Consider the following 25087-nt stretch of genomic DNA (forward strand, 5'->3'; position numbering starts at 1 on the left):
CCTACGGTTGGCGGCATGGCGAAAGTGAACGGCCTGGCCTACGACGAGGCAGGCGGCGGACCCGCGGTGGTCCTGGTCCACGCCGGAGTCGGCGACCGGCGGATGTGGGAGCACCAGTTCGCGGCGTTGTCCCGGCGGTACCGGGTGATCCGTTACGACTGGCGCGGCCGCGGCGAATCGGACGACGCGGCGGGTGAGGTCACGCACTACCGCGATCTGCTGGGGCTGCTGGACGCGCTGGACGTCGGACGGGCGGCGCTGGTGGGGTGTTCGATGGGTGGCTCCTACGCGCTGGAGGCGGCGCTCGCCGAGCCGGACCGGGTGAGTGCGCTCGCGCTGATCAGTTCCGGCCTGTCGGGGCACGAGTGGCCGCCGGAGTTCCACGCGCTGGTCGCCGAGCGGGTGCACGGCTGCGTGCCCGAGGAGCGGTTGCGGCGCTACGCCGTGGGTGGTGCCGAAGTGGACCCGGCGGACGTGGCCGCGATGGCCGAGGCGCAAGGGCGGCTTACCGTGGTCGGCCCGGACCGGGATCCGGCCGATCTGGACCCCCGGGTGTGGGCGCTGGCGCTCGACATGCTGCGGCTGGTGTTCCGGCGGGAGTGGAGCGGGCCGCGGGTCGTCGAGCGGCACTCCTCACCGGGAGCCCGCCTCGGCGAGGTCGCCGCCCCCACGCTGGTGATCAACGGGCTGAGTGACGTGCCCGCCATCCAGGCGGTGTCAGACCTGCTCAGCGCCGGTATCCCGGGGGCGCGCCGGCTCGACCTGCCAGACACCGGGCACCTGCCGCCGGTGGAACGGGCGGCCGAGGTGACCGAGGCGCTGACCCGTTTCCTCGCCGCGGAGCATTCCGGCTGAGCGGGTCGTGCGCTAGCCTGGCGACTAAGCAAGCGCTTAGTGACCCGCCGGGAGGGCCAACGATGGACTTCACCCTGAGCACGGAAGAGCGTGAGGTGCGCGACTGGGTGCGCACCTTCGTTCAGCGAGAGCTGATGCCGCTCGAACCGGAGGTCCTGCGGCGGGAACGCCGCGGCGAACCGGGTATCACCGAAGACGAGCTGACCGAGTTGCAGCTCAAGGCCAAGGAGTCGGGGTTCTGGGGCGTGCAGACGCCCGAGGAGTACGGCGGCATGGGCCTGTCCGCGGTGATGACCGCACTGCTCGAAGCCGAGCTGGGCCGGACCTTCGTGCCCTTCCGCTTCGGCGGCGCGGCCGACAACATCCTCTTCTACGCCAACGAGGAGCAGAAGCAGCGCTACCTGCTCCCGACGATCTCGGGCGAACGCAAGTCCTGCTTCGCGATCACCGAACCGGGTGCGGGCTCCGACGCCAAGGCGATCCGCACCTCCGCCCGCAAGGACGGCGGCGACTGGATCATCAACGGGGAGAAGACCTTCATCACCGGTGGCAACGAGGCCGACTTCGTGATGGTCTTCGCGGTCACCGACCAGGAGAAGGGCGCCAACGGCGGAGTCACCTGCTTCCTCGTCGACCGGGAAATGGGCTGGAAGTCCGAGTACATCGACACGATGGGCGAGTGGGGGCCGGCTTCCCTGGTCTTCCAGGACGTCCGGGTGCCGGAGAGCCAGATCCTCGGCGAGCTCGGCGGCGGGTTCAACCTGGCCATGCAGTGGATCGGCCGCGGCCGCTACCTGCTGCCCGCCCGCGCGATCGGTTCGTGCGAGCGCTTGCTGTCCATGGCGATCGAACACGCGAACACGCGGGTCACCTTCGGGCAGCCGATCGCCGAGCGGCAGGCCATCCAGTGGATGATCGCCGACTCCGGGATGGAGCTGGAGGCGCTGCGCTGGCTGGTCCTGCACGCGGCGTGGCAGGTCGACGCCGGGATGGACTCACGGCACGCGCAGTCGATCGCGAAGCTCTACGGCGGGCAGAAGGCGAACGAGATCGTCGACCGGGTGCTGCAGATCCACGGCGGCATGGGCTACACGCGGGAGCTGCCGATCGAGCGCTGGTACCGCGAGCTGCGGCTGCTGCGGATCTACGAGGGGACCGACGAGATCCAGCGCCGGACCATCGCCCGCAACCTGCTCAAGGGGCATGTGAAGATCGGCGGCGTGCTCGGCTGAGCGAGACCGGCACGCGAGGGACCACGGAGGGGCACCCGGTGCGGGCGCCCCTCCGGCGGGCCGGACCGGGCTTACTTCTTCTGGTTGCGGAGGGCGATGGGCACCCCGGCCAGGTCCTCTTCGTTGCAGAGCACCTTGACGTCGTAGTAGGGCGCACCTTCGCGCTCGTCGTAGTCGAGGTGAATGGCGAGCACGTCGAGCGGCTCACCGAGCCACTCCTGTGCGCTTCGCAGCCAGGTCGCACACCGTTCGAGCGCGCTGGGCAGGTCGTCGTCGCGGAACTCCACCGGACGGTAGGGAACGTCCTGAACCTGATCGCGAGGGTTGGATGGTACCGGCAGCCCCGGTGCGAGACCCGAGTCGTCCAGTTCCAGTTGGATCGTTTGCTCACTCACCCTTCGAGGGTCCCTCAGTTGCGCCGCCGCGGCAAGGTGTTGCCCGAGAATCCCCAGCTAGAGGGGCGTTCGCCACACCGTCGATACCACTTGCCGGGCACGGTCGACCGCGCCGGGACAGTCGTGGTCACCGCTGCCCAGCATCCTCAGCGCGAGCCCGGCGTAGTGCTCCGCGAGGCGGTCGAGGCCGAGCGGTCCCCGTGGTGAGTACCAGCGTGCCACGCCGCTGCACATTTCGAGCAGTGCGAGCCGGGTCACCGCGGGCTCGCGATCGTGGAAGGCGCCACGGGCGATGCCCTCCTCGATCGTTTCGGCCCAGTACCGCTCGTACTCGTCGCGCAGGCGCACCACGTGTTTTCGTGCGGCGGGGGACAGCGCGTGTACTTCATTGTCCACGACCCGCGTTTCGTCCGGCTGTCCGGCGTGGGTCAGGACGTGCAGTGCGACCAGTACGGCGAGCCGCCGCCGGGGATCGGCCACGCCTTCGGTCGCTTCCCGCGCACCCTGGAGCAGGCGGCCGAGGCAGTCGGTCATGATCCCGGCGAGCAGTTCTTCCTTGGTGCCCATGTAGTGGTACAGGCTCGCCGAGGACAGTTCCGCCGCCTGGGCCAGATCGCGGATGCCGGTGCCGTGGAATCCCTTGTCCGCGAAAAGCTTCACCGCGGCGCGGCGCACGCGCTGCTCACTGCTCAGTGCCATCGGTGCCGCACCCGGTCGTAGGTCGGTACCGACCAGCCCGCGAGTTCCCCCTTCGCGACCCGCTCGGACGGGGTCAGCGGCAGTGAGTCCGTGATCGCCCAGTAGCGCGGCACCTTGAAGTAGGCCAGCTTGCCCGCGCAGAACTCCGCCAGCTCGTCGGGTTCGGCCTTGTCGTCGAGCACCACGAAGGCCTTCACCTCCTCGCCGCGCAACTCGTCCGGCACCGCGACCACCGCGGCCAGTCGCACCGCGGGGTGCAGCAGCAGGGCGCGTTCCACCTCGTCGGCGGAGATGTTCTCGCCGCTGCGGCGGATCATGTCCTTGGTGCGGCCGAGGTAGAAGATCCGGCCCCGCTCGTCCATGCGGGCGAGGTCACCGGTGTGGAACCAGCCTCCGCGGAAGGCGCGGGCGGTGGCCTCGGGATCGTCGTGGTAGCCGTGCATGAGCCCGATTCCGCGCAGCACCAGTTCCCCGGTCTCGCCGCGGGGAACCGGGAAACCGGCCTCGTCGACGATCATCGCCTCGCGGTCGCGCGTCGGGCGTCCGATGCAGCCGGTGCCGACCAGCTCGTCGTGGTCCACATCGGACACGCGGATGTCGCCGCCGGTCTCGGTCATGCCGAACGCCTCGTGCCACGGCGCGCCCCAGCGCTTCTCCAGCGCGGCATGCAGATCGCGCGGGATGGCCGAGGCGCTGATCGCCCGCACCCGGTGCCGGCGGTCCACTTCGGACTCCGGTTGCCGGAGCAGCAGGGTCGGCATCAGGCCGAGGCAGTAGAACCAGGTGACGTCGTAGTGGCGGACCCGTTCCCAGAAGGTCGACGGGTGGAAGCGGTCGAGCACCACGAGCGTGGCGCCGGCGGCAAGGCCCAGCGCGACGTTCCACTGCGGATCGACGTAGTGGAACGGCTGGGCGGTGAGGATGGTGTCCTCCGCCGAGACGGACGGGAAGCCGGTGACCAGGCCGCGCGCCAGGGTGAGCCAGTAGCGGTGCGGGAGCACGCAGCCCTTGGGGGCGCCCGTGGTGCCCGAGGTGTACTGGATGTTGATCGGCCGCTCGCCGGGGGCGGCCGGGAGCACGGCCTGCTCCGGCACTTCCAGCGCGGTGAGCTCGTCGATCGTGAGCACCCGGGAAAGTGCGGTCTCCGGGGCGATCCGGCCCAGCAGGTCGAGGAATTCGGGGGCGGCCACGGCGAACCGGGCCCCCGAATGCCGCAGCACGTGCGCCCCGTCGAGCTCCCGGTAGTTGATGTTCACCGGCACCAGCACGCCGCCCGCCTTGGCCAGCGCCAGCCACAGCAGCGGAAACGCGGGCTCGTTGCGCAGCATCACCGCCACCCGGTCGCCCTCGGCGAGGCCGAGGGCGCGCAGCGCCAGCGCCAGCCGGGTGCTCTGCCGGTCGACCTCGGCGAAGGTGAGCCGGACGCCCGTCTCGTCGAAGATCCACGCATCCTTGTCCGGCCACAGCGCCGCGGCGCGCCGCACCAGGGTGACGAGATCGTCGACCTGAGCCAGCGGAGTCATTCACGGCTCCGGAAGGCCGCGGCCGAGCGGGCCACCTCCGGGGTGTGCTCGGTGAGCAGCGCGTGGCTGACCTCGAGTTCGAGCGCGGGCTCCAGTTCGATCGCGGCGTCCAGTGCCCGTTTGGCCAGGGTGACCGCCCCGGCCGGGCGGGCGGCAATCCGGTGTGCCCAGTCCGCCGCGGCGGCCGCCACGTCCGGCACCACGGCGTTGACCAGGCCGAGCCGCAGCGCGGTCTCGGCGTCGATCCGCTCGCCGAGCAGGAGCAGTTCCTTCGCCTTGAGCGGGCCGACGAGCTGGGGCAGCAGCCGGGAGGCCGCGCCGGTCACGCTCAGCCCGAGACCCGTCTCCGGGAAGGAGAACACCGCGTCCTCGGCGGCCAGGATCAGGTCGCAGCCGAGGGCGAACTCGGCGCCGGCGCCGATCGCGTAGCCGTGCACGGCCGCGATCACCGGCTGGGGCAGCGCGCGCAGGCGCCGCGTGACGTCCTGCAGGCGCTCCAGCCGGGCCCGTGAATCGCCTTCCGGCTCGGGCTGTTTGAGGTCGTGCCCGGCGCAGAACGCGCGCCCGCGCCCGGCGAGCACCACGGCGCCCGCGCCGGAGCGCGCCACCGTGTCCAGCGCCGTGAGCAGGTCGTCGACCAGGACTTCGGCCACGGCGTTGAGCCGCTCCGGCCGGTTCAACCAGATGTGCGCGACCCCGCCGTCGAGGCCGACCTCCACCGAACTCATACCGAAGAGCCTAGCGAGCCGATCGATCGATCGATAGGGTCGGGCTCATGCGGGTGGACGTGGTGTTCGAGAACGCGCGGGTGCTGGCCGGGCAGGAGTGGACCTCCGCGGTCGCCGTGCTGCACGGGCGGATCGTGGCGCTCGGCGAAGACGCCGAGGGCTGCTCCGCGCGCGAGCGGATCGACCTCGGCGGTGCCTTCGTGGTCCCGGGTTTCCACGACGCGCACAACCACATGGCGTGGTTCGGGCAGAGCCTGGACGAGGTGCCGCTCGGCGAGTGCAAGCACGTCGACGAGGTGTACGCGGCGATCGCGGAGCGCGCCGCGCGGGTGCCGCCGGGTGGATGGATCGTGGGCAGCGGCTACGACCAGAACCGCCTGATCGGCGGTCACCCGACCCGGCAGGGGCTCGACCGCGCGGCACCCGGTCACCTCGTCCGGCTCAAGCACACCTCGGGTCATATGACCGTGGTCGGCTCCAGCGTGCTGGAACGGCTCGACCTGGCGAACGTGCCGGTCGGCGGCGACGTCGTGCTCGGTGAGGACGGCTCGCCCACCGGCCTGCTGCGCGAACAGGCGCAGCTGCTGCTCCGGCCGCTGATCTACCCGACCCCCGTCGAAACCCTGGTCACCGCGATCGACCGCGCCGGGCAGCGGTACCTGGCCGAGGGCATCACCAGCGTGCAGGAGGCGGGAATCGGCGGCGGGCTGGTCGGGGAGAGCCCGGCCGAGCTCGCGGCGTACCAGCTCGCCCGCGACCGCGGCGTGCTGCGGGTGCGCAGCACCGTGATGGTGTCCTCGGCCGTGCTGCACGACCTGCCCGACGGTGGCGGTTTCGGCCTGGACCTCGGTCTCCGGACCGGGCTGGGGGACGAGTGGCTGCGGATCGGGCCGGTGAAGCTGTTCGCCGACGGGTCGCTCATCGGCCGGACCGCCGCCATGGACGAGGACTTCGCGGGCGAGCCCGGCAACCGCGGGTACTTCCAGCTGCCCGAGGACGAACTGGTGCGGACCATCGCGCGCGCACACGAGGCCGGCTGGCAGATCGCCACACACGCGATCGGCGACCGGGCGATCTCCACCGTGCTGTCCGCCTACGAAGCCGCGCTGGCGAAGCATCCGCGTCCCGGGCACCGGCATCGCATCGAGCACTGTGGAGTGCTGCCGCCGAAAGCGCTGCCGCGGCTGGCCGCGCTCGGCCTGATCCCCGTCCCGCAGGGCCGGTTCGTCAGCGAGATCGGGGACGGCATGGCGGCCGCGCTCGGCCCGCACCGGGTGCCGTGGTGCTACCGGCTGCGGTCCTTCCTCGACGCCGGTTGCGTCCTGCCGGGCAGTTCCGACCGGCCGGTGGTCGACGGCGCCCCGCTGCTCGGCCTGCTCGACATGGTGCGGCGGCGGACCTCGTCGGGACGGCCGTTCGGCCCCGAGGAACGGCTCACCGCCGCCGAGGCGTTGCGGGCCTACACCTTCGGGTCCGCCTATGCCGCGTTCCGCGAACACGAGCTGGGCACGATCGACCCCGGCAAGCTCGCCGACTTCGCCGTGCTGTCCGCCGATCCGACCGACGAGGAGCGCCTGCCGGAGGCGCTGGTGCTCGCCACCGTCGTCGGCGGTTCGCTCGCCTACCAGAGAGGAATCCCCGATGCCCGTCCGTGACGCCGAGGCCGCCGACGCCGGCGAGATCTGCGCACTCATCGAGGAACACGCCCGCTACGAGGGCAACGACACGCTGATCCTGGACCGGGAGGAGATGGCGGGCCACCTGTTCGGTCCCGACCCGAAGGCCTGGGTGCTGATCGCCGAACCACCCGGTGAGCCGGGCACCGTGGCCGGTTTCGCCTTCTGCTCGTGGAACTTCGCCACCTGGCAGGGGCGGCCGGGCATCTGGCTCGACGACCTGTTCATCCGTCCTCAGTACCGCAGGCACGGCCTCGGCCGTGAGCTGCTCGCGGAGTTGCGCGAGCGCACCAGCGGCCGGGTCGAATGGGAAATGCAGGAGGGCAACGACAAGGCCGCGGCCTTCTACGCCCAGCTCGGGGCGCGTCCCGTGCCCGGCTGGATCCGTTACCGATGGTCCCCCGCTGGCTGACTCGATCCAGGTCGGCGACGTAGAGTTGAGGCCATGCCAGACCGTGCCAGTCGCCGAACGTCGTCCTCCATAGAGGACTACCTCCGCGTCATCTACGGCCTGGTCGAGCGCGGTGAACCGGTCACCAACACGTCACTGGCGAGCAGGCTGGCGGTCAGCCCGTCGTCGGCGTCGGGAATGGTGACGAAGCTGTCGCAGCAGGGCCTGGTCGAGCACGTGCCGTACCGCGGGATCGGGCTGACCCCGGCGGGCAGGCTGCTCGCGCGGGGCGTGCTGCGGCGCCACCGGCTGATCGAGACGTATCTGGTGCAGCACCTCGGCTACACCTGGGACGAGGTGCACGCCGAGGCCGACGCGCTCGAACACGCCATGTCCGACCGGCTGGTCGAGCGCATCGCGGCGAAACTGGGCAATCCGGTGCGTGACCCGCACGGCGACCCGATCCCGGCCGCCGACGGCAGCGTCGAGGAACTGCACACCCGCCTGCTGGACGAGCTGGAGCCCGGCGCGGTGGGGCAGATCGTGCGCGTCTGGGACACCGACCCGGACCTCCTGCGGTACCTGTCCGAGCACGCCATCCGCCTCGGCGAGCGCATCGAGGTGGTCGAGCGGCAGCCCTTCGGCGGACCGCTGGTGGTGAAGGTGGGCTCGCCCCCCGAAGCGGCGACCCACGCCCTCGGCAAGGAGATCGCCCAGGCCCTCAGCGTCGCCGTGCTCTAGACCGTTGTGCCGTCCCCAGGCCCGGTGGGAGGCGCCTGTGTACAACGGGGGACGTAGGCGATGTGTCGTCGGTGACGGGATGCGCGGCGGGCGCGGGCGAGGCCAGTATGGGGATCATGACTGAGCGCCCCTTCCGTTTCGGCATCGTCGGTACGGCCATCGATCTGGCCGGCTGGACCGGTCTCGCCCGGCGTGCCGAAGACGCCGGCTACGACGTTCTCCTCTCCCCGGATCCGCAACCGGCCGGGGACCCGTTCACCCTGCTGTCCGCCGCGGCCGCGGTGACCACGACCCTGCACATGGGCACCTTCGTCGCGGTCGAACGGTTCCGGAACCGCGAACTGCTGGCCTGGCAGGCAAGCTCCCTGCATGGTTTCACCGGGGGCCGGTTCGAGCTCGGGCTGGGCAGCGGCCGTCCCGACCTGGAGGGGCACGCCGCCAAGCTGGGCGTTTCGTACGGCACCCGCGCCGAACGCGTGGCACACCTCGCGGACACCCTCACCTACCTGCGCGAACAGCCGGACCGCCCGCCGCTGCTGGTCGCCGCGGGCGGTCCGAAGGCGCTGGAGGTGGCCGCGCGCACGGCGGACATCCTCGCGCTGGCCTGGCTGCCCGGGACCACCGAACCCGAGGCGAAGGCCGTCGTGGACCACTTCCGGCGCGTGTGCGACCGCCTCGACGAGATCGAGCTGTCGCTCAACATCATGGCGGTGGGCGACGGGCCCGCGCCATGGCTGGAAAGGTTCGCCGGTGTCACCGCGGAGGAGCTGGTGCGGCGCGGGGCGGTGACCGTGCTGCCTGGTACGCATCAGGAGCAGGCAGACACGCTGCTGCGGCGCCGTGACGAGTACGGCACCTCCTACATCACGGTCAACGGCTCCTTCGTCGACGAGTTCGCTCCCGTCATCGAACTGCTCAAGGGACGCTGACCGGCCCCCGAAGCAGCTGCCTTCCGGCCGCGCCGCCCCGTATCGTGGGGCGGTGCGTGCCGTCGTGTTCGAGAAGTTCGGGGAACTCCCCGAAGTACGGGAGGTCGCCGATCCCGGGCCCGCTCCGGATGGGGTGGTGGTCGCCGTCGAGGCGACCGGTGTGTGCCGTAGCGACTGGCACGCGTGGCGCGGCCACGATCCGGACGTGCGGCTGCCGCACGTGCCCGGGCACGAGCTCGCCGGCCGGGTGGTGGCGGTCGGCGAACGTGTCGGGCACCGGCGTCCCGGCGATCGCGTCACGGTCCCGTTCGTCTGCGCCTGCGGCGGGTGCGCGCAGTGCGCGAGCGGCAACCAGCAGATCTGCGATCACCAGTTCCAGCCCGGGTTCACCGGCTGGGGATCCTTCGCCGAACTCGTCGCGCTGGACCACGCCGACGTGAACCTGGTGCCGCTGCCGGATGAGCTGGACTCGGTGACCGCCGCGGCGCTGGGCTGCCGGTTCGGCACCGCGTTCCGGGCGGTGCTCCGCCAGGGCGCGGTGTCCGGTGGCGAGTGGGTCGCGGTGTACGGGTGCGGCGGTGCGGGGATTTCCGCGGTGATGCTGGCGGCGGCCGCCGGTGCCCGCGTGGTCGCCGTGGATGTCTCGCCCGGGGCGCTGGCCCTCGCGCGGCGGCTTGGTGCGGAGTTCACCGTCCTGTCCGCCGACGAGGACCCGGTGGCGGCCGTCCGCGAGCTCACCGGCGGTGGCGCACACCTGTCGCTGGACTGCGTCGGCCTGCCCGCGACCTGTGCCGCCTCCGTGGCGAGCCTGCGCAAGCGCGGCCGCCACGTGCAGGTGGGCCTGCTGCCGCCGGAGCTGGGCGTGCCGCCGATCCCGATGCACCAAGTGATCGCGGACGAACTGCGGATACTGGGCAGCCACGGACTGCAGGCGCACGAGTACCCGGCGATGCTCGACTTCGTGGCCCGGGCCGGGCTCGATCTCCGGTCGCTCGTCGGCCGCCGCATCAAACTGGACGAGGCCCCCCAAGCGCTGGCGCGCATGGACGATCCGGTGCCCGCACAGGCGGGTGTGACGGTGGTGGAGTTCGCGGGGCAGTGACACCACCGGGCAGTTACCAGGAGCTCACCGAGTTGCTCCGGAGCCGGTTGCCGAAACTGGCCGGGGGGCAGCTGAGGATCGCGCATCTGGTGCTGGCCGATCCCGAGGGGACCGCCTTCCGCGGTATCGCGGAAGCCGCGCGACTGGCCGAGGTGCACGAATCGTCCATCAGCAGGCTCGCCGGCTCCCTCGGGCTGTCCGGCTATCCCTCGATCATGGAGCTGTGCCGGGCGTGGCTCGCCGAGCAGGCGCAGCTTGCGCGCCGTGCGGACAGTTCCGGGCAGCAGCCGCCGGGCGGGGTGCTGTCGGCGACGCTCGAACAGGAGCAGGGCAACCTCGCCCGCACCTTCGGCAGGCTGGACCGGGACACGTGGCTGCGGGCGGTGGCACTGCTGGCCGGGGCGCCCGGTGTGGCGGTGCTGGGGCTGCGGGACTCGGCCGCGGTGGCGGTGCTGTTCGCCCAGCGGCTGGGCCGGGTGCGGCACGGGGTGCGGCGCCTCGGCCAGTCCCTCGTCGACGAGTTGCGCGAGCTCGGCGAGCACGAGGTCCTGGTCGCCGTGTCGGTCCGGCGGTACGCCGCGGACACCGTGCGTGCGGCCGAGTACGCGAAGGAACGGGGCAACCCCGTGGTGGCGCTGACCGACAACGCGGCATCGCCGCTGGCGGACCACGCCGACGCGGCGCTGTACGCCGAAACCGGGGGTGTGGGCGTCCGTTCGCTGACCGCGCTGTGCGCGCTCGCCCAGGCGCTGGCCGGGGAAACCGGACTCCGGTGCGGGAACCACGGCGCCGACGATGACCTCGCGGAATCCTTCGGGTTCTTCCACGAATAGGCTGGCCCCGATGGGACTCGACAGCCGGGACTACGAGCGAATGCTCGACGTGGCCACCGCGATCCTGCACACCCACCAGCCGGAGCAGCTTTGGCCTTGGCTGGCCGGGGAACTGCTCGAAAGCCTGCACGGCACCGCCGCCATCCACAAGGACGAGGAGTGGACGGAAAACCGGGGAACGGTCCGCGCGTGGACCTCCGGCGGTGTCGCCGAGGTGGATCCGCGGACGGGTCGTCACGTGCGGAGCGAGCTGCCCTTCCAGTGGTACATGCGGGGCGACGAACTGTGCCTTCCCGCGACCGGCAGCGAGATCCTCGGTCCCGCCTGGCGCGACAGCGAGGCGGCGGACCGGGCCCGTGAGGCGTTCGACGGCGATGACGTGCTGGGCCTGCCGGTGGCCCACCAGGACGGGGTGCTGCGGGGGTTCCTCGTCTACCACCGGGCCGAGGACTTCACCGACCGGGAGCGCGCCTACGCCGAACGGATCCAGCCGCTGCTGGCGGGCGCGGACGCCCAGTTGCACCGAATGTGGTCCTGGCGCTCCTCGGTGTCCGAACCTGAGGAGCGGGCCGCCGAGTACCGGCTGACCCCGCGCGAGGTCGTGGTGCTCGGCCTGCTGGCCGAGGCGCTGCCCGCGGTCGCCATCGCGCGGCGGCTCGGGGTGTCGGTGCGCACCGTGCACAAGCACGTCCAGAACGTCTACCGGAAGCTCGGCACCTCCGACCGCGTGTCCACCGTGCTGCGTGCCCAGTGGGCCGGGTTGATCGCGAGTGGCGCGCGTACCCCTCACGACGCGCGCCACCCCGCGACTTCATTTTCCGGGCGCACGTCCCACCCCGCCATACGCAAAACTGCGCATTGACCTTCACTGCACCGGCGATGACAACCTTGTCAGTCCGTGCGCAAGCGCTTTCCCGCTCTTCTTTGCCCGATTTTTCGCGGGCCTGTTCGAATGATTACCAGCAGAACAGCAGGAAGCAGGTCGTCGGCGCGGGGGTGGTCGTGGTGGTGGTCTTCCTGGTGCCGGTGGACGTTGGAACGCCCGGTCCGCTGGTGTCCGTGGTGGTCACGGCGGCGCCGGAGCCGGTGGTCGAGGCCGACGGTTTGCCCGTTTCGGTCACCGTGATCGTCGACGTGCCGGTGGTGCGGTGCCGCGTGTTCTCGGGGACGCCGTTGCCCGCGGTGCCGGACTGGTTGGTCACCACGAGCCGGGTGTTGGTCCCGGTGACTTCGGTCGTGTCCAGTATCGAGGGAACGCCGCCGCCGGCGAGGCCGCCGGTCGGACCGTGCGGCAGGTCGATCAGGGAAGGGGAATCGGCCTGCGGGTTCTGGGATCCGAAGTGGACGAGCAGGGCGGCGAGCCCGCAGCCCAGCACCACCGCGAGCATGACCGCGACCACCTGCATCCGGCCCTTCGGGGCGGCGGGATCGGCTTCGGTCCACCCCTCGCGTTCCAGCAGCTCGGCCACCGACACTTCGTCGTTCACCGGAGATACCTTTCGAACGGGGGGAGAGAGTGCGGGAGGCTGCTTTTGTATCGCAACGCGGGCATGCGGCAATGACCGGGGTGGGAAAAGGCCCGGAATATCACAGGTTGTGGTGGGAAATCGCTCTCCGCACCCGTTTCCGCCACCATCTGCAACCGTTCCGTCACAGGTTCCGCCCTGGGTCTCCAGGCGGACTCGACGGTTAACTACTCAACAGTAGGTCCAGGGCGCCGTCAATGGCCCGGGCGAACGGCTCTTCGGATCCGGCCGCGCGGGCGAGCACATAACCGCCCTGCACGACGGCGGCGAGCATGGCCGCCACGGCCTCCGGATCCAGGGTGTCGGAGAACTCGCCGCGCTCCTTGCCTTCCGCGAGCACCGCGGACAGGCGGGAGCGCAGCCACTCGAAGGTTTCCTGGACCGGCTGCCGCAGCTCGTCGCTGGCCATGACCTCCGGGTCCTGGGCGAGCCTGCCGATCCGGCAGCCGCGCAGAACCTCGCGTCTGCGGTGCAGATAGGCGGAAATCTTCTCGGTGGCGGTGCCCTCGGCGGACAGGAGTGCCTCGGTTTCGGCCCGCAGTTCCTCGGCGTTGCGCCGGATCGCGGCGAGGGCGAGATCCGGCTTTCCGGTGAAGTGGTGGTACATGCTGCCCTGGCCGGCCTGCGCGTGGTGCTGGATGGCCTTGGGACTGGTGCCGACGTAGCCGCGATCCCACAGCAGCTCCTGGGTGCTGCGGATCAGCCGTTCCGCTGTGTTCACCTCCGCCACTGTACCTACTGGTCGGTACCGGACCCCAGGAGTTCCGGCGCGTGGACGCGCACCGCGGCCAGGATCTCGTCGAGGTCCGGATTGACCATGCCGACCGGGCCGACGAACACGGTGGGCACGGTCTCGTTGCCGTCGGCGACGGACCGGACGCGGGCGGCGGCCTCCGGGTCCTCCCAGATGTTCACTTCGCGCAGCGGCAGGCCGGAACGGTCGAGATCGGCGCGCAGCATCATGCAGAACGGGCAGCCGGGGCGCCAGTAGAACTCGACAACGCTTTCCTGTGTGGTGCTCATGCCCCCCAAGGTATCGCGCCGGGATGCCCGAGGTGACCGCTTTGTGATCGGCGTCCGTAACGCGAGCGGGTGAAAACGCGAAAGATCTTGCAGCAGATATTGCGACTGTGAGCGTCGCGATCCCCCACGGGAGGCAGCCTTTGTTCATCCGGACTCGTTACCCTGCCCGGATTCTGATACTCGCAGTAATCACAGCCCTGGTGGGCTGGATCGCGACCACGCCGGCCTCCGCCGACAACACCACCGCGGGGTACACCACCCTGCGAACCGGCTGGGACGACAACGAACCCGGCCTGACGCCGTCGCAGGTCACCGCCACCGACTTCGGCCAGTTGTTCGCCGCCGCCGTCGACGGCCAGGTCTACGCGCAGCCCGTGATCTCGAACGGGGTGGTCGTGACGGCCACCGAGAACAACAAGGTCTACGGCCTCGACCCGGTCACCGGCGCGCAGAAGTGGTTCGTCGATTTCGGTCCGGCCTGGCCGGTGTCCACGGTCAACTGCGGCGACCTCACGCCGAACATCGGCGTCACCTCGACCCCCGTGGTCGACACCGCCACCGGCACCGTGTACCTGACCTCCAAGGTCAACGACGGTCCCGACCCGCAGCACCCGCACTGGTACCTGCACGCGCTGAACATCAAGACCGGTGCCGAGCGCTCCGGCTTCCCCACCACCATCAAGGGATCGCCCACCAACAATCCGGGCGTGCCGTTCAACCCGCTGACCGCGATGCAGCGGCCCGGCCTGCTCCTGCTCGACGGCGTGGTCTACGCGGGCTTCGGCAGCCACTGCGACTACACCCCTTACGTCGGCTACGTCGTGGGGGTGAACGCGACCACCGGCGTCCAGACCACGATGTGGGCCACCGAGGCCGGCGTCTCCGACGAGGGCGGCATCTGGCAGGCCGGTTCCGGCCTGGTCTCCGACGGCCCCGGCCGCATCATCTTCGCCACCGGCAACGGCATCGCGCCCGCCCCCGGCCCCGGCGACACCCCGCCCGCCACCCTTGGCGAGTCGGTGGTGCGGCTCGGCGTGAACTCCGACGGTTCCCTGACCGCACAGAGCTTTTTCAGCCCGCACGACAACACGAAGCTGAACCAGGACGACGCCGACCTCGGTTCCGGCGGCACGATGGCGCTGCCGTCGGGCTTCGGCACCAGCAGCCACCCCCGTCTGCTCGTCGAAGTCGGCAAGGACGGGCGGATCTACCTGCTCGACGCCGACCACCTCGGCGGCGCGGGCCAGGCCGCCGACGGCGGCGACGACGTGGTGGGGGTGACCGGACCGTTCCAGGGCGTCTGGGGCAGGCCCGGCTTCTGGGGCGGCGACGGCGGTTACGTCTACGTCGTCGGCAACAACGGGCCGTTGCGCGCGCTCAAGTACTCGGCGCAGGGGCCCTCGCTCACTTCGGTGGGTACCACCAGCGACAACTTCGGCTACACCTCCGGCTCGCCGGTGATCACCTCCAGCGGCACCACCTCCGGTTCCGCCCTGGTCTGGGTGGTCTACAGCACCGGCCCCAACGGGGCGAACGCGCAGCTGCGCGCGTACGACCCGGTGCCCGTCAACGGGGTCATGCAGCTGCGGTACTCCGCGCCGATCGGCACCGCGGTGAAGTTCTCCGTGCCCGGCACCGACGGGGGCCGCGTCTACGTCGGCACCCGTGACGGCAAGGTGTACGGCTTCGGCAGGCCGACCACGGCCGTGCTGGCCACCAAGCCCTACGACTTCGGTTCCACCGCCGTCGGCGGCACCGAGAACGCGACCGTGACGGTCACCGCGAACCGGGATCTGACCGTCACCGGCGTGTCGACCGCGTCCCCGTTCGCCGCCTCGCTGAGCGCGCCGGTGACCCTCACCAAGGGGCAGACGCTCGACGTGCCGGTGAGCTTCACACCCGCCACCTGGGGTGCGGCGACCGGAACGCTGACCTTCGCCACCGACGCCGGCAGCACCGCCCTGGACCTGCACGGCCTTGGCACGCAGCCCGGCCTGGGCGCCACGCCCGCCTCGCTCGACTTCGGGCAGGTGCGCACCGGTGCCGCGAAGGAACTCGGGGTGAACATCCTCAACACCGGCACCACCGCGGAGACGATCACCGGCGTGACCGCGCCGACCGGTTCGTTCGCCGCGACCACCCTGCCCGCCGTGGGCACTGTGATCGACGCGGGCGCCTCGGTGACCGTGCCGATCAGCTACACGCCCACTTCGGGGACCGACACCGGGTTCAGCGAGAGTTCGCAGCTGGTCGTGACCAGTGACCAGGGTTCGGTCACCGTTCCGGTGAGCGGCGTCGCGCTGTCCGGCAAGCCCGAACTGACGCTCGACCCGACGGTGCTCGACTTCCACACCGTGCCGGTCGGGCAGTCGGTGACGCTGAAGTTCACCGTGGCCAACACCGGCACGGTGCCGCTGACGATCACGAAGGCGAAGGCCCCCGCCGGGGTGTTCCACAGCGAGAACCAGCTCGCGGAGGGACAGGTGATCCCGCCGGGTGACTCGCTGGACCAGACGGTGACGTTCACGCCGACGGACGCGTATCCGGCCACGGCCGCGTACCAGATCACCGGTGACGACGGCCAGGCGGCTAAGACGGTGACGCTCAACGGCAACACCGATCCGATCACCGACTACTACAACCAGCTCGGCGGCGCCCGCGGTTCCTACCTGAGCGACCCGGTTTCGCCCGAGTACGACACCGCCGGCGGCGGCAAGGCCCAGGACTTCCGCGGTGGCAGCATCTACTGGTCCGCGGCGACCGGGGCACATGCCGTGACGGGCGCGATCCTCGTCCGTTACAAGGCACTTGGCGGGCCGGGCAGCAGCCTCGGCTACCCGATCACCGACGAGACGGCGACACCGGACGGAGTGGGGCGGTACAACCACTTCCAGATCGGGTCCATCTACTGGACGGCGAACACCGACGCGTGGGCGATCCAGGGCGCCATCCGGGACGCGTGGGCGGCGTCGGGCTGGGAGGCCGGTCCGCTGGGGTATCCCACGACGAACGAGACCACGACGCCGGACGGTGTGGGCCGGTACAACCATTTCAGTGGCCCGGGATCGATCTATTGGACGCCGAACACGGGTGCGCACGCGATTTACGGGGCGATCCGGGACAAGTGGGCGGCGTTGGGTTGGGAGGCCGGTCCGCTGGGGTATCCGACGACGGATGAGTTGGGTACGCCGGATGGTGTGGGGCGGTACAACCATTTCAGTGGCCCGGGCTCGGTCTACTGGTCGCCGAACACGGGTGCGCACGCGATTTACGGGGCGATCCGCGACAAGTGGGCCTCGATGGGCTGGGAGGCCAGCCCGCTCGGGTACCCGACCTCGGATGAGTACGGCGTCACCGGTGGCCGCCGGAACGACTTCGTGTCCGGCTGGATCACCTTCTGGTTCGGCAACGGCAGCACCCAGGTGACCTACCGCTGACGAGATGAGACCCGGGGGTGTCGCGAGGGAACTCCTCGCGGCACCCCCGAGTGCTGTTCGCGTGCCGTTCAGGGAAGGACGCGGCGCTTGCGCAGATCGTCGAAAATGGACAGGAACATGTTCTCGGTGTCGACGAACTCGTGGAAGCCGAAGCGGCGTGCCTTCGAACCGTCGGCGAGGAAGTCGTAGTCCCAGGAGAACACGAAGTCGCCGAACCGCCAGGACGAGACGTCCGAATAGGATGGTTGCAGCCCGTATCGCTCCCGCATGGCGTTCCACAGCGGCTCCTTGTCCGCCATCACCACCTCCAAGGACATCGGCAGGCTCGGTGCGACCTGGAGGCCGAAGTTCGCGGCGATCTTCGGCCACATCTCCTCCCAGCGGAACAGATCGCCGTTGTTGATATTGAAGGCCTGGTTGCCGCAGCGCTCGTCGGTGGCCGCCCACACGGTCGCCTTCGCGAGCAGTCCGGCGTCGGTCATTTCGAGCAGCGTGTGGTATGCCCCCGGCTTGCCGGGAAAACGCAATGGCAGGCCGAGTTCGGCGGAGATCGCCGCGTAGACCCCGATGACCATGGCCAGGTTCATCGGGTTGCCGAGCGCGTAGCCACACACCACGGAGGGGCGCAACGCCGACCATGTCCAGGACTTACCGTGCTGTCGTGCTTCGAGGAAGTCCTGCTGGTCCACATTGAACTCGGGCGGCATGTGCCCGGCGTCGTCCTCGCGAGCCGGTGTCTTGAACGGGCCGAGATGTGCGCCGTACACCTTGTAGCCCTGCATCAGGTTGATGTGCCGCAGGTTCTTCGCCACCGGCTCGATCGCGTCCACCAGGTTGACCAGCATGCCGAGGTTGGGCGGGACCAGTTCGGCCCAGGTGGGTCGATCCTGGTAGGCGGCGTAGAACACGTGAGTGACCTCGGTGAGGCCGTTCAGCTTCTCTCGGGTGTCCGCCGGGTCCAGCAGATCCACGGCCAGGTGCCGCACCGGGCCCGCGGACGCCCCGCCGCGCCGCGACAGGCCGATCACGTCCCAGTCGCCGAGTTCCGTGAGGTGATCGATGAGGTTGCGGCCGATGACCCCGTTCGCCCCGGCCACCAGCGCGACCTTGTTGTTCGTCATACCCCGAGCTTCGACACCAGGGGCCGATAAGTCCAAAGCAAGTTTCTCACCCAAGCCATAAAGTGCTTTTATGGCAAGTGTCCCGTGAGGGGTCCACTCACGGGACAACGCCTGGTCTCCCCGCGCGAGCGCGGCCCTTTCGGCGTCAGCCGAGCGTGGAGCGGCGTTCGAGGAAGACGGTGTCGTGCCAGACGCCGTCGCGTTGGGCGATGCGTTCGCGGATGCCGATGGTGCGGTAGCCGGCGGAGTGGTGGAGGGCGAGGCTGGCGCGGTTCGCGGTGAAGACGGAGGTCTGCAGGGTCCAGAGATCGGCCTCGTCGGCCGCCATGACCTGCTTGCGGATCAGGGCCTTGCCGATGCCCCGGCCGCGGTGGCCTTCGGCGACGTAGAGCGAGGTCTCCGCGACTCCCGAGTAGCACTCACGCTGCGAAACCGGGGACGCCGCGGCCCAGCCGACCACGGCGCCGTCGAGTTCGGCGACCCAGCGCTGGGCGGGGATCCACCGGGCATCCAGCACCGACCTGCTGGGCACGGTGGTCTCGAAGGTGGCGATCCCGGTGGCCATGCCCTCGCCGTAGATCCGCCGCACGTCGGGCCAGTCTTCCTTGCGCATCGCGCGGACCGTGACGTCGGTGGGGACGTCCGCGGGGCAGCACGGCCGGGGGGCGAGCATGCCCATCACGGCGTCGGCCGCGTGGGGCAGTCCCGCGCAGCAGGCCGCGTTGATCGTGACCACGGTGGCGGTGCCTTCCTTGTGTGCCCGCACGAACCCCACGTCGGCCAGTTTGCGGACGTGGTGCGAGCAGGTGGATTGGCTGATGCCGAGTAGTTCGGTCAGTGCGCCGACGGTGATCCCGCGCGGCGCGGTGGCGACGGCGTGCAGCAGCCGCACGCGGGTCGGTTCGGCCAGGCACGCGAACCACTCGGCGTAGGTGGCCGCCTCGGCGTCGGGAAGAACCTGGGCCGCAGGGGAGGTCGCAAGGGGCATGCCGGTCAGTGTATCGATTTCAATCGATGGTTGCGAACATCGATCCACATCGATAAAGTCTCGACGTGATCCCCGGCCAGTGCGGCCACCTTCGACAGGGCGACCAGCTCGGTCATGCCCCAACCCCTTCCATCTACGACGCTCGATTGAACCCGGAGCCGTGAAGGGGCTTCAGCCGCAGCATCCGGACGTCGGGGCGAGCGGAAGGGTGGGGCGCTGGACTGCGTCAGCCGGTTTCGTGGCGCGCACGGTCGCCGCGTGCATGTCCGGGGCGGCCTCGTGCGTGGGCGTGATGTCGATATCGGTGAAACCGGCGGCGGCCAGGCCCTCGCGGTACTCGGTGAAGGACAGTGCACCCGCGATACAGGCCGCATAGTTACCGCGCTCGGCCCGGTCGTCCGTCGTGAGGTGGTCCTCGGCGACCACGTCGCTGATCCCGAGCCTGCCGCCGGGCTTGAGCACGCGGAACATTTCCGCGAACACCGCCGGCTTGTCGACGGACAGGTTGATGACGCAGTTGGAGATGATCACGTCGACCCGGTCCGCCGGGAGCGGGATCGCTTCGATGTGGCCCTTGAGGAAATCGACGTTGTCCGCGCCGGCCTTCGCCGCGTTGGCCAGCGCGAGCGCGAGCATTTCCTCGGTCATGTCCAGCCCGTACACCTTCCCGGCCGTGCCGACGCGCTTCGCGGACAGCAAGACGTCGATGCCGCCCCCGGAGCCGAGGTCGAGCACCGTCTCGCCCTCGCGCAGTTCGGCGACGGCGAGCGGGTTGCCGCAGCCGAGGCTGGCCAGCACGGCCTCCGTCGGCAGCGACGACCGCTCCGCCTCGTCGTACAGCTCGCCGGTCAGGTCCTTGATCGCGGTCGGACCCCCGTCGCTGCAACACGAAGCCTCGCGGCCCGTACCGGCGCGTACCGCGGCCGCCGCGTAGCGTTCGCGCACCTGTTCCCGCAGCTCGTGAGCCTGGTCACTCATGCTGGACTCCTTCTAAGGATCGACGTCTGTCGATTAACAGCGTGCCCTTTGTCTCGATGGACGTCAAGATAGAAGCCTGTTTAGATAGAGCTATGTCGAAACAGTTGCCGATCGTCGACGCCGGAGCCGAGCGCTGCTCGCCCCTGGTCCGTGAGCCGCTGTCCGAATCCCAAGCCGTGGACCTGGCGAAGGTGTTCAAGGCGGTCGGCGATCCGGTGCGGCTGCGACTGCTGTCGCTGATCGCCTCCCATGACGGCGGTGAGGCCTGCGTGTGCGACCTGACCGGCGCGTTCGACCTGACCGGGCCGACGATCTCGCACCACCTCAAGGTGCTGCGCGAATCCGGTCTGATCACCGGGGAGCGGCGCGGTACCTGGATCTACTACCGGGTGCAGCCGGAGACGCTGGCCCGGCTGTCCGCGGTCCTCACCCCCGCCGGCGTTTCGGTGGTAACGGCGTGACCACCACCGGCAAGACCGCGGCAGCGCCGACCGGAGTCGTGGGCAAGCTGTCGACCCTGGACCGGTTCCTCCCGGTGTGGATCGCCGCCGCGATGGCGCTCGGCCTGCTGGCGGGCCGCTGGATCCCGGGCCTGGAGACCGGGCTCGACGCGGTCGCCGTCGACGGGATTTCCCTGCCCATCGCGCTCGGCCTGCTGGTGATGATGTACCCGGTGCTGGCCAAGGTGCGCTACGACCGGCTCGACAGCGTCACCCGCGACCGCAGGCTCCTGTGGCCCTCGCTGATCCTGAACTGGCTGATCGGTCCCGCCCTGATGTTCGCGCTGGCCTGGCTGCTGCTGCCGGACCTGCCCGAATACCGCACCGGCCTGATCATCGTGGGCCTCGCCCGCTGCATCGCCATGGTGATCATCTGGAACGACCTCGCCTGCGGCGACCGCGAAGCCGCCGCCGTGCTGGTCGCGCTCAACTCGGTCTTCCAGGTCGTCATGTTCGGCGTCCTGGGCTGGTTCTACCTGTCCGTGCTGCCGGGCTGGCTCGGTCTGGACACGGCCACGCTGTCGGTGTCGGGATGGCAGATCGCCAAGAGCACCCTGATCTTCCTGGGTGTCCCGCTCGCCGCGGGCTACCTCACCCGCCGCTTCGGCGAGCGTGGCAAGGGGCGGGAGTGGTACGAATCCCGGTTCCTGCCGCGGATCGGGCCCGTCGCGCTGTACGGGCTGCTGTTCACCATCGTGGTGCTGTTCGCCCTGCAGGGACACCAGATCACCAGCCGTCCGCTCGACGTAGCCCGGATCGCGCTGCCGCTGCTGGCCTACTTCGCGGTGATGTGGGCGGGTTCCTACGCGTTCGGCAAGGCGATCGGCCTGGGCTACGAGCGCACCACGACCCTGGCGTTCACCGCGGCGGGCAACAACTTCGAACTCGCCATCGCCGTGGCGATCGCCACGTTCGGCGCCACCAGCGGGCAGGCGCTGGCCGGGGTGGTCGGGCCGCTGATCGAGGTCCCCGTCCTGGTCGCGCTGGTCTATGTCTCCCTCGCCCTGCGCAGGCGGTTCACCCCCGCCGCACGCGGATAGCCGCCACGACCTCCGAGAAGGAACCACTGTGCCCACTCCCGAAGTCCTCTTCGTCTGCGTCCACAACGCCGGCCGCTCCCAGATGGCCGCCGCGCTGCTCGACCACCACGCCCAGGGGCGGGTCACGGTCCGCTCCGCCGGATCCGCCCCGGCCGACACCGTCAACCCGGCCGTCGTCGAGGTCATGAACGAGCTCGGCCTCGACCTCTCCAAGGAATTCCCCAAGGTCCTCACCACCGAAGCCGTTCAGGCCGCGGACGTGGTCATCACCATGGGGTGCGGTGACGCCTGCCCCGTCTTCCCTGGCAAGCGCTACCTCGACTGGCAGCTCGACGACCCGGCCGGTCAGCCGGTCGACCGGGTTCGTCCCATCCGCGACGAGATCGACCGTCGCGTCCGCGCACTCCTGGAGGAACTGGTCCCGCCCGGCGCCTGAGCGGGTCAGGCGGCGATGAGGCGGGCGGCGGCGGCGCGAGCGTCGGCGCCGGGACCGGGGGAGCTGTCGATGGAGGTGACCACGCTGGCACCCTCGATCAGCAGCAGCAACTGCCGCGCCAATCCCTCCGGATCCCCGGCCCCGATTTCCCGCAGGCGTTCTTCGAGTAGCGCGCGGTAACGGGTGAGATGCCGCCGCGCGATAGCGGTGATTTCGGGATCCATCCGGGTGTCGGTCACCGTGTTGAGCACCGTGCAACCGCCGTAGCCGGGCTCGGCGAACCAGCCGATCAGCAGGTCGAAAACGGACAGCACGCGTTGCGGACCCGGCGGCGCGTCCGCGGTTTTCCGCCGCAGCCAGGCGTGAATCCGGTCGCTGTGCTCGGCGAGCATCTCGCGCACCAGATCTTCCTTCGACGGGAAATAGCGGTACAGGCTGAGTTTGGACGCATTCGCTCGCCGCACGATTTCCTGCACGCCCACCGCGTGCACTCCGCGTTCGTAGAACAGTGCCGCCGCGGTGTCCAGAATGCGGGCGCGGGTCGCCGTGGGATCGCTCACGAAAAAGTACTGTACACCAGACAAGACCGATCGGTACTGTCGCTGGCATGAACGAAATTCCGGCGCGGCGGTTGTGGTTCGCGGTGCTGTGCGGCTACCTGGCGCTCGGCGCCACCCTGCAGGAGCTCCCCGGCTACGTGGTCTCCCGGTTCTCCGCCGGGCCAGCGGCGGCCGGGCTGGCCGTCGGGCTCGCCTTCGCCGCCACCGCCGCCACCAGGCCCTTCGCCGGGCGCGCGGCCGATGGCGGGCTCGCGCGGCCGGTCGTGCTGGCCGGGGCACTGCTGACCACCCTCGCCGCGCTTGCCCACTTGCTCGCCCCGGACTTCGGCGTGCTGCTGCTGGCGCGCCTGGTAATGGGCGCGGGCGAGGGCGCCCTGTTCTCCGGGGCGCTGCCGTGGGTGCTGACCGGCACGCCCGCCGACCGTCGCGGCCGGACCGCGGGCTGGTTCGGACTGTCGATGTGGGGCGGTCTCTCCGCCGGGCCACTGCTGGCCGTGGCCATGCGGCAGGCGGGCGGCCCGGCGGCGGTGTGGTGGACCGTCGTGGCGCTCCCCCTCGTGTCCGTGCTGCTCGTCGCCTCGACCAGGGGCCAGGCGCATCGCAGCCCGGTGCTGCCGCGCTCGGCCCGTGACCTCGTGCCCGCCGGGGCCGGACTGCCCGGGCTCGTGCTGGGGCTCTCGGCCTACGGCTACGGCAGCCTCACCGCGCTGCTCGTGCTGTACCTGAGCGAGGAACGGGTGGGCGGGGAGAACCTGGGGCTGGCCGTGTTCGCGGCCGCGTTCCTGCTGACGCGCAGTGTGGGCAGCCCACTGGTCGACCGCCACGGCGGGCTCGCGGTGGCCCGGGTGGTCCTGGTCGTCGAGGCGGCCGGGCTGGTGCTGCTCGCCGCGGCGCCCGGCGAGGTCGTCGCGCTGCTCGCCACCGCCGTCACCGGTGTCGGCATCGGCCTGATCTATCCCGCGGCCACCTCGGTCACCCTGCACCGCACCGGCGCGCTGGGGCCGGGTGTCGCGGTCGGGGCGATGACCTCGTTCTGGGACCTCGGGATCCTGGTGGCGGGCCCGCTCGGCGGACTGGTCGCCGCGGAACTCGGCTACCGGTCCGCCTTCGGGCTGGCCGCGGCGCTGGCGGTGCTCGCCTTCGGCGTCACCTACGCGGTGGCGCCCCAGGTGTTGCCGGTGATGCGCTCGTAGGCCTCCTGGTACCGCTGCCGGGTGGCGGCCACGATGTCGGCCGGGACCTCCGGGCCGGGCGGCGTCCGGTCCCAGCCGGTGCCCGCCGCCCAGTCACGGACGAACTGCTTGTCGAAGGCGTACTGCGGGCGGCCCGGCTCCCATTTGTCCGAGGGCCAGAACCGGGAGGAGTCGGAGGTCAGCACCTCGTCGCCCAGGGTGAGCACGCCGTCGGCGTCCCAGCCGAACTCCAGCTTGGTGTCGGCGACGATGATCCCGCGCGAGGCCGCGTGCTCGGCGCCCTTGCGGTAGATCTCCAGCGTCAGGTCGCGCAGCCGTTCGGCGGTCTCCCGGCCTTCCTGGCGGATGACGTCGTCGAAGGTGATGAACTCGTCGTGCCCCTCGGTGGCCTTGGTGGTGGGGGTGAAGATCGGTTCGGGCAGGCGGCTGCCCTCGACCAGGCCGGGGGGCAGCGGGACGCCCGACACGGTGCCGTTCCGCTGGTACTCCTTCAGGCCGAGTCCGGCCAGGTAGCCCCGGGCGATGCACTCGACCTGCACCATTTTCAGCGGCTTGCACCGGATGGCGCGGCCGGCGAACTCGGCGGGCACGTCGGTGGTGGAGAGCACGTGATTGGGCACGATCTCGCCGAAATGCTCGAACCACCAGCTGGACAACTGGGTGAGCAGCGCACCCTTGTCCGGAATCGGTGTGGGCAGGACCACGTCGTAGACCGAGATCCGGTCGGAGGCCACCAGCAGGATGTCGTCCCCGTCCTGGTAGAGGTCCCTGACCTTGCCTGCGTGTATGTGCTTCATCGTCCCGTCCTCGGTCGTTTCCGGCCCGTCCATCCTAAACGCCGAGGCACCCGGGGGTTGACCTCCAGTTAGGTAGATGTTCGACGCTGCTCGCACCAGGAACCGAGGAGGGCGTACGTGCGAGCGATGAGGGTGGACCGGTTCGGCGGGCCGGAAGTGCTGATCGAAACCGAGGTGCCGGAGCCCGTGGCCGGTCCGGGGCAGGTGGTGATCGAGGTCTGGCTCGGGCGTCGTGTCGTCACCCACACGGCAACGGCGTACGGCGGCAACGCCGGACGCGCGCTGTCCACAGTGGATTCCTTGGCCGTGGTGCCGGGGACGACTCTGAAAGGTAGGGCCGCATGAACGACACTGGCGGAGCCCCCGTTCGAGTGGGCGCGGGCC

General features: G+C 70.5%; 27 protein-coding genes. 15 read left to right on the forward strand and 12 right to left on the reverse strand.

The genetic code is table 11. From position 1 onward, the window contains the following. Nucleotides 1-15: 15 nt before the first annotated feature. Together ORV05_RS00605 and ORV05_RS00610 are read left to right on the forward strand one after the other, a co-directional pair. A complete protein-coding gene (locus ORV05_RS00605) occupies nucleotides 16-855 on the forward strand; it encodes an alpha/beta fold hydrolase (RefSeq protein ID WP_268756488.1) in 840 nt (279 codons plus the stop codon). Between the two features lie 62 nt (nucleotides 856-917). Next, nucleotides 918-2087 (forward strand): acyl-CoA dehydrogenase family protein, encoded by a 1170-nt coding sequence (locus ORV05_RS00610; RefSeq protein ID WP_268756489.1) that lies wholly within the window; start codon nucleotides 918-920, stop codon nucleotides 2085-2087. Between the two features lie 71 nt (nucleotides 2088-2158). On the opposite strand, the gene ORV05_RS00615 is transcribed toward ORV05_RS00610, so the two are convergent. From ORV05_RS00615 to ORV05_RS00630, 4 genes are read right to left on the reverse strand one after another with little or no spacing between them, the layout of a single operon-like run. Beyond that, nucleotides 2159-2482 carry a hypothetical protein gene (locus ORV05_RS00615; protein ID WP_268756490.1) on the reverse strand — a complete coding sequence of 108 codons (324 nt, stop codon included), beginning with the start codon at nucleotides 2480-2482 and terminating at the stop codon, nucleotides 2159-2161. Between the two features lie 57 nt (nucleotides 2483-2539). Next, nucleotides 2540-3181, reverse strand: a complete 642-nt coding sequence (locus ORV05_RS00620) for a TetR/AcrR family transcriptional regulator (protein WP_268756491.1) — start codon at nucleotides 3179-3181, stop codon at nucleotides 2540-2542. Further along, nucleotides 3172-4704 (reverse strand): AMP-binding protein, encoded by a 1533-nt coding sequence (locus ORV05_RS00625; RefSeq protein WP_268756492.1) that lies wholly within the window; start codon nucleotides 4702-4704, stop codon nucleotides 3172-3174. The genes ORV05_RS00620 and ORV05_RS00625 overlap by 10 nt, the downstream gene beginning before the upstream one ends. After that, nucleotides 4701-5432 carry an enoyl-CoA hydratase/isomerase family protein gene (locus ORV05_RS00630; protein ID WP_268756493.1) on the reverse strand — a complete coding sequence of 244 codons (732 nt, stop codon included), beginning with the start codon at nucleotides 5430-5432 and terminating at the stop codon, nucleotides 4701-4703. Before ORV05_RS00630 ends, ORV05_RS00625 begins: the two co-directional genes overlap by 4 nt. 47 nt (nucleotides 5433-5479) lie before the next feature. On the opposite strand from ORV05_RS00630, the gene ORV05_RS00635 reads away from it, so the two are divergent. From ORV05_RS00635 to ORV05_RS00665, 7 genes are all read left to right on the forward strand, one after another. Next, the gene (locus ORV05_RS00635; RefSeq protein WP_268756494.1) at nucleotides 5480-7087 is read left to right on the forward strand and encodes an amidohydrolase; all 1608 of its coding nucleotides are present in this window, start codon (nucleotides 5480-5482) and stop codon (nucleotides 7085-7087) included. Continuing rightward, on the forward strand, nucleotides 7074-7520 hold the full coding sequence (locus ORV05_RS00640; protein ID WP_268756495.1) for a GNAT family N-acetyltransferase: 447 nt from the start codon (nucleotides 7074-7076) through the stop codon (nucleotides 7518-7520). Before ORV05_RS00635 ends, ORV05_RS00640 begins: the two co-directional genes overlap by 14 nt. A 33-nt stretch (nucleotides 7521-7553) precedes the next feature. Next, entirely contained in the window at nucleotides 7554-8240 is a 687-nt protein-coding gene (locus ORV05_RS00645; RefSeq protein ID WP_144587370.1) for a metal-dependent transcriptional regulator, read from the forward strand. Between the two features lie 116 nt (nucleotides 8241-8356). Continuing rightward, nucleotides 8357-9169, forward strand: coding sequence for an LLM class flavin-dependent oxidoreductase (locus tag ORV05_RS00650; RefSeq protein ID WP_268756496.1), 813 nt, complete (start codon nucleotides 8357-8359; stop codon nucleotides 9167-9169). A 52-nt stretch (nucleotides 9170-9221) separates the two neighbouring features. Continuing rightward, on the forward strand, nucleotides 9222-10271 hold the full coding sequence (locus tag ORV05_RS00655) for a zinc-dependent alcohol dehydrogenase family protein (protein ID WP_268756497.1): 1050 nt from the start codon (nucleotides 9222-9224) through the stop codon (nucleotides 10269-10271). Next, the gene (locus ORV05_RS00660) at nucleotides 10268-11104 is read left to right on the forward strand and encodes a MurR/RpiR family transcriptional regulator (protein ID WP_268756498.1); all 837 of its coding nucleotides are present in this window, start codon (nucleotides 10268-10270) and stop codon (nucleotides 11102-11104) included. Before ORV05_RS00655 ends, ORV05_RS00660 begins: the two co-directional genes overlap by 4 nt. 10 nt (nucleotides 11105-11114) lie before the next feature. Beyond that, a complete protein-coding gene (locus tag ORV05_RS00665; RefSeq protein WP_268756499.1) occupies nucleotides 11115-11966 on the forward strand; it encodes a response regulator transcription factor in 852 nt (283 codons plus the stop codon). 94 nt (nucleotides 11967-12060) lie between these two features. On the opposite strand, the gene ORV05_RS00670 is transcribed toward ORV05_RS00665, so the two are convergent. The 3 genes from ORV05_RS00670 to ORV05_RS00680 all read right to left on the reverse strand — a co-directional run bounded on the left by ORV05_RS00670 (nucleotide 12061) and on the right by ORV05_RS00680 (nucleotide 13653). Beyond that, nucleotides 12061-12591 (reverse strand): hypothetical protein, encoded by a 531-nt coding sequence (locus ORV05_RS00670; RefSeq protein WP_268756500.1) that lies wholly within the window; start codon nucleotides 12589-12591, stop codon nucleotides 12061-12063. 202 nt (nucleotides 12592-12793) lie between these two features. After that, nucleotides 12794-13351, reverse strand: coding sequence for a TetR/AcrR family transcriptional regulator (locus tag ORV05_RS00675; protein WP_268756501.1), 558 nt, complete (start codon nucleotides 13349-13351; stop codon nucleotides 12794-12796). Between the two features lie 14 nt (nucleotides 13352-13365). Continuing rightward, entirely contained in the window at nucleotides 13366-13653 is a 288-nt protein-coding gene (locus ORV05_RS00680; RefSeq protein WP_268756502.1) for a glutaredoxin family protein, read from the reverse strand. Nucleotides 13654-13853: 200 nt separating this feature from the next. Between ORV05_RS00680 and ORV05_RS00685 the strand changes: the two genes are divergently transcribed. Further along, nucleotides 13854-17090 (forward strand): choice-of-anchor D domain-containing protein, encoded by a 3237-nt coding sequence (locus ORV05_RS00685; protein WP_268756503.1) that lies wholly within the window; start codon nucleotides 13854-13856, stop codon nucleotides 17088-17090. 68 nt (nucleotides 17091-17158) lie between these two features. On the opposite strand, the gene ORV05_RS00690 is transcribed toward ORV05_RS00685, so the two are convergent. The 3 genes from ORV05_RS00690 to arsM form a co-directional block, all read right to left on the reverse strand. Continuing rightward, the gene (locus ORV05_RS00690) at nucleotides 17159-18211 is read right to left on the reverse strand and encodes an SDR family oxidoreductase (RefSeq protein ID WP_268756504.1); all 1053 of its coding nucleotides are present in this window, start codon (nucleotides 18209-18211) and stop codon (nucleotides 17159-17161) included. 145 nt (nucleotides 18212-18356) lie between these two features. After that, nucleotides 18357-19199 carry a helix-turn-helix domain-containing GNAT family N-acetyltransferase gene (locus tag ORV05_RS00695; protein WP_268756505.1) on the reverse strand — a complete coding sequence of 281 codons (843 nt, stop codon included), beginning with the start codon at nucleotides 19197-19199 and terminating at the stop codon, nucleotides 18357-18359. A 171-nt stretch (nucleotides 19200-19370) separates the two neighbouring features. Next, complete coding sequence (arsM, locus tag ORV05_RS00700) at nucleotides 19371-20177, reverse strand: arsenite methyltransferase (RefSeq protein WP_268756506.1); 807 nt, start codon at nucleotides 20175-20177, stop codon at nucleotides 19371-19373. A 92-nt stretch (nucleotides 20178-20269) separates the two neighbouring features. Between arsM and ORV05_RS00705 the strand changes: the two genes are divergently transcribed. Genes ORV05_RS00705 through ORV05_RS00715 form a run of 3 tightly spaced genes read left to right on the forward strand, consistent with a single transcriptional unit; the run spans nucleotide 20270 to nucleotide 22153 of the window. Further along, nucleotides 20270-20638: an ArsR/SmtB family transcription factor gene (locus ORV05_RS00705; protein WP_268756507.1), complete on the forward strand. Its 369-nt coding sequence runs from the start codon at nucleotides 20270-20272 to the stop codon at nucleotides 20636-20638. Continuing rightward, nucleotides 20635-21717 carry an ACR3 family arsenite efflux transporter gene (arsB, locus tag ORV05_RS00710; RefSeq protein ID WP_326938112.1) on the forward strand — a complete coding sequence of 361 codons (1083 nt, stop codon included), beginning with the start codon at nucleotides 20635-20637 and terminating at the stop codon, nucleotides 21715-21717. Before ORV05_RS00705 ends, arsB begins: the two co-directional genes overlap by 4 nt. 28 nt (nucleotides 21718-21745) lie before the next feature. Next, nucleotides 21746-22153: an arsenate reductase ArsC gene (locus ORV05_RS00715; protein WP_268756508.1), complete on the forward strand. Its 408-nt coding sequence runs from the start codon at nucleotides 21746-21748 to the stop codon at nucleotides 22151-22153. 5 nt (nucleotides 22154-22158) lie between these two features. Here the strand turns inward: ORV05_RS00715 and ORV05_RS00720 are convergent, their stop codons facing one another. Continuing rightward, nucleotides 22159-22713, reverse strand: coding sequence for a TetR/AcrR family transcriptional regulator (locus ORV05_RS00720; protein ID WP_268756509.1), 555 nt, complete (start codon nucleotides 22711-22713; stop codon nucleotides 22159-22161). Between the two features lie 47 nt (nucleotides 22714-22760). Between ORV05_RS00720 and ORV05_RS00725 the strand changes: the two genes are divergently transcribed. After that, nucleotides 22761-23906, forward strand: coding sequence for an MFS transporter (locus ORV05_RS00725; RefSeq protein WP_268756510.1), 1146 nt, complete (start codon nucleotides 22761-22763; stop codon nucleotides 23904-23906). Here ORV05_RS00725 and ORV05_RS00730 read toward each other — a convergent pair. Then, on the reverse strand, nucleotides 23864-24703 hold the full coding sequence (locus tag ORV05_RS00730) for a phosphoribosylaminoimidazolesuccinocarboxamide synthase (protein WP_268756511.1): 840 nt from the start codon (nucleotides 24701-24703) through the stop codon (nucleotides 23864-23866). The genes ORV05_RS00725 and ORV05_RS00730 overlap by 43 nt on opposite strands. A gap of 117 nt (nucleotides 24704-24820) precedes the next feature. Here ORV05_RS00730 and ORV05_RS00735 point away from each other — a divergent pair, with 117 nt between their 5' ends. Further along, entirely contained in the window at nucleotides 24821-25048 is a 228-nt protein-coding gene (locus ORV05_RS00735) for an MDR/zinc-dependent alcohol dehydrogenase-like family protein (protein ID WP_268756512.1), read from the forward strand. Nucleotides 25049-25087 lie beyond the last annotated feature (39 nt).

The sequence above is a fragment of the Amycolatopsis cynarae genome (assembly GCF_026802195.1).
GTDB classification, from domain to species: Bacteria; Actinomycetota; Actinomycetes; order Mycobacteriales; family Pseudonocardiaceae; genus Amycolatopsis_E; species Amycolatopsis_E rhizosphaerae.

What these genes read in the sequence shown, in the direction of transcription:
- ORV05_RS00605 (WP_268756488.1), top strand. Translation starts at nt 16, where the DNA reads ATGGCGAAAGTGAACGGCCTGGCCTACGACGAGGCAGGCGGCGGACCC.
- ORV05_RS00610 (WP_268756489.1), top strand. Translation starts at nt 918, where the DNA reads ATGGACTTCACCCTGAGCACGGAAGAGCGTGAGGTGCGCGACTGGGTG.
- ORV05_RS00620 (WP_268756491.1), bottom strand. Translation starts at nt 3,181, where the DNA reads ATGGCACTGAGCAGTGAGCAGCGCGTGCGCCGCGCCGCGGTGAAGCTT.
- ORV05_RS00625 (WP_268756492.1), bottom strand. Translation starts at nt 4,704, where the DNA reads ATGACTCCGCTGGCTCAGGTCGACGATCTCGTCACCCTGGTGCGGCGC.
- ORV05_RS00630 (WP_268756493.1), bottom strand. Translation starts at nt 5,432, where the DNA reads ATGAGTTCGGTGGAGGTCGGCCTCGACGGCGGGGTCGCGCACATCTGG.
- ORV05_RS00635 (WP_268756494.1), top strand. Translation starts at nt 5,480, where the DNA reads ATGCGGGTGGACGTGGTGTTCGAGAACGCGCGGGTGCTGGCCGGGCAG.
- ORV05_RS00640 (WP_268756495.1), top strand. Translation starts at nt 7,074, where the DNA reads ATGCCCGTCCGTGACGCCGAGGCCGCCGACGCCGGCGAGATCTGCGCA.
- ORV05_RS00645 (WP_144587370.1), top strand. Translation starts at nt 7,554, where the DNA reads ATGCCAGACCGTGCCAGTCGCCGAACGTCGTCCTCCATAGAGGACTAC.
- ORV05_RS00650 (WP_268756496.1), top strand. Translation starts at nt 8,357, where the DNA reads ATGACTGAGCGCCCCTTCCGTTTCGGCATCGTCGGTACGGCCATCGAT.
- ORV05_RS00665 (WP_268756499.1), top strand. Translation starts at nt 11,115, where the DNA reads ATGGGACTCGACAGCCGGGACTACGAGCGAATGCTCGACGTGGCCACC.
- ORV05_RS00680 (WP_268756502.1), bottom strand. Translation starts at nt 13,653, where the DNA reads ATGAGCACCACACAGGAAAGCGTTGTCGAGTTCTACTGGCGCCCCGGC.
- ORV05_RS00690 (WP_268756504.1), bottom strand. Translation starts at nt 18,211, where the DNA reads ATGACGAACAACAAGGTCGCGCTGGTGGCCGGGGCGAACGGGGTCATC.
- ORV05_RS00695 (WP_268756505.1), bottom strand. Translation starts at nt 19,199, where the DNA reads ATGCCCCTTGCGACCTCCCCTGCGGCCCAGGTTCTTCCCGACGCCGAG.
- arsM (WP_268756506.1), bottom strand. Translation starts at nt 20,177, where the DNA reads ATGAGTGACCAGGCTCACGAGCTGCGGGAACAGGTGCGCGAACGCTAC.
- ORV05_RS00705 (WP_268756507.1), top strand. Translation starts at nt 20,270, where the DNA reads ATGTCGAAACAGTTGCCGATCGTCGACGCCGGAGCCGAGCGCTGCTCG.
- ORV05_RS00725 (WP_268756510.1), top strand. Translation starts at nt 22,761, where the DNA reads ATGAACGAAATTCCGGCGCGGCGGTTGTGGTTCGCGGTGCTGTGCGGC.
- ORV05_RS00730 (WP_268756511.1), bottom strand. Translation starts at nt 24,703, where the DNA reads ATGAAGCACATACACGCAGGCAAGGTCAGGGACCTCTACCAGGACGGG.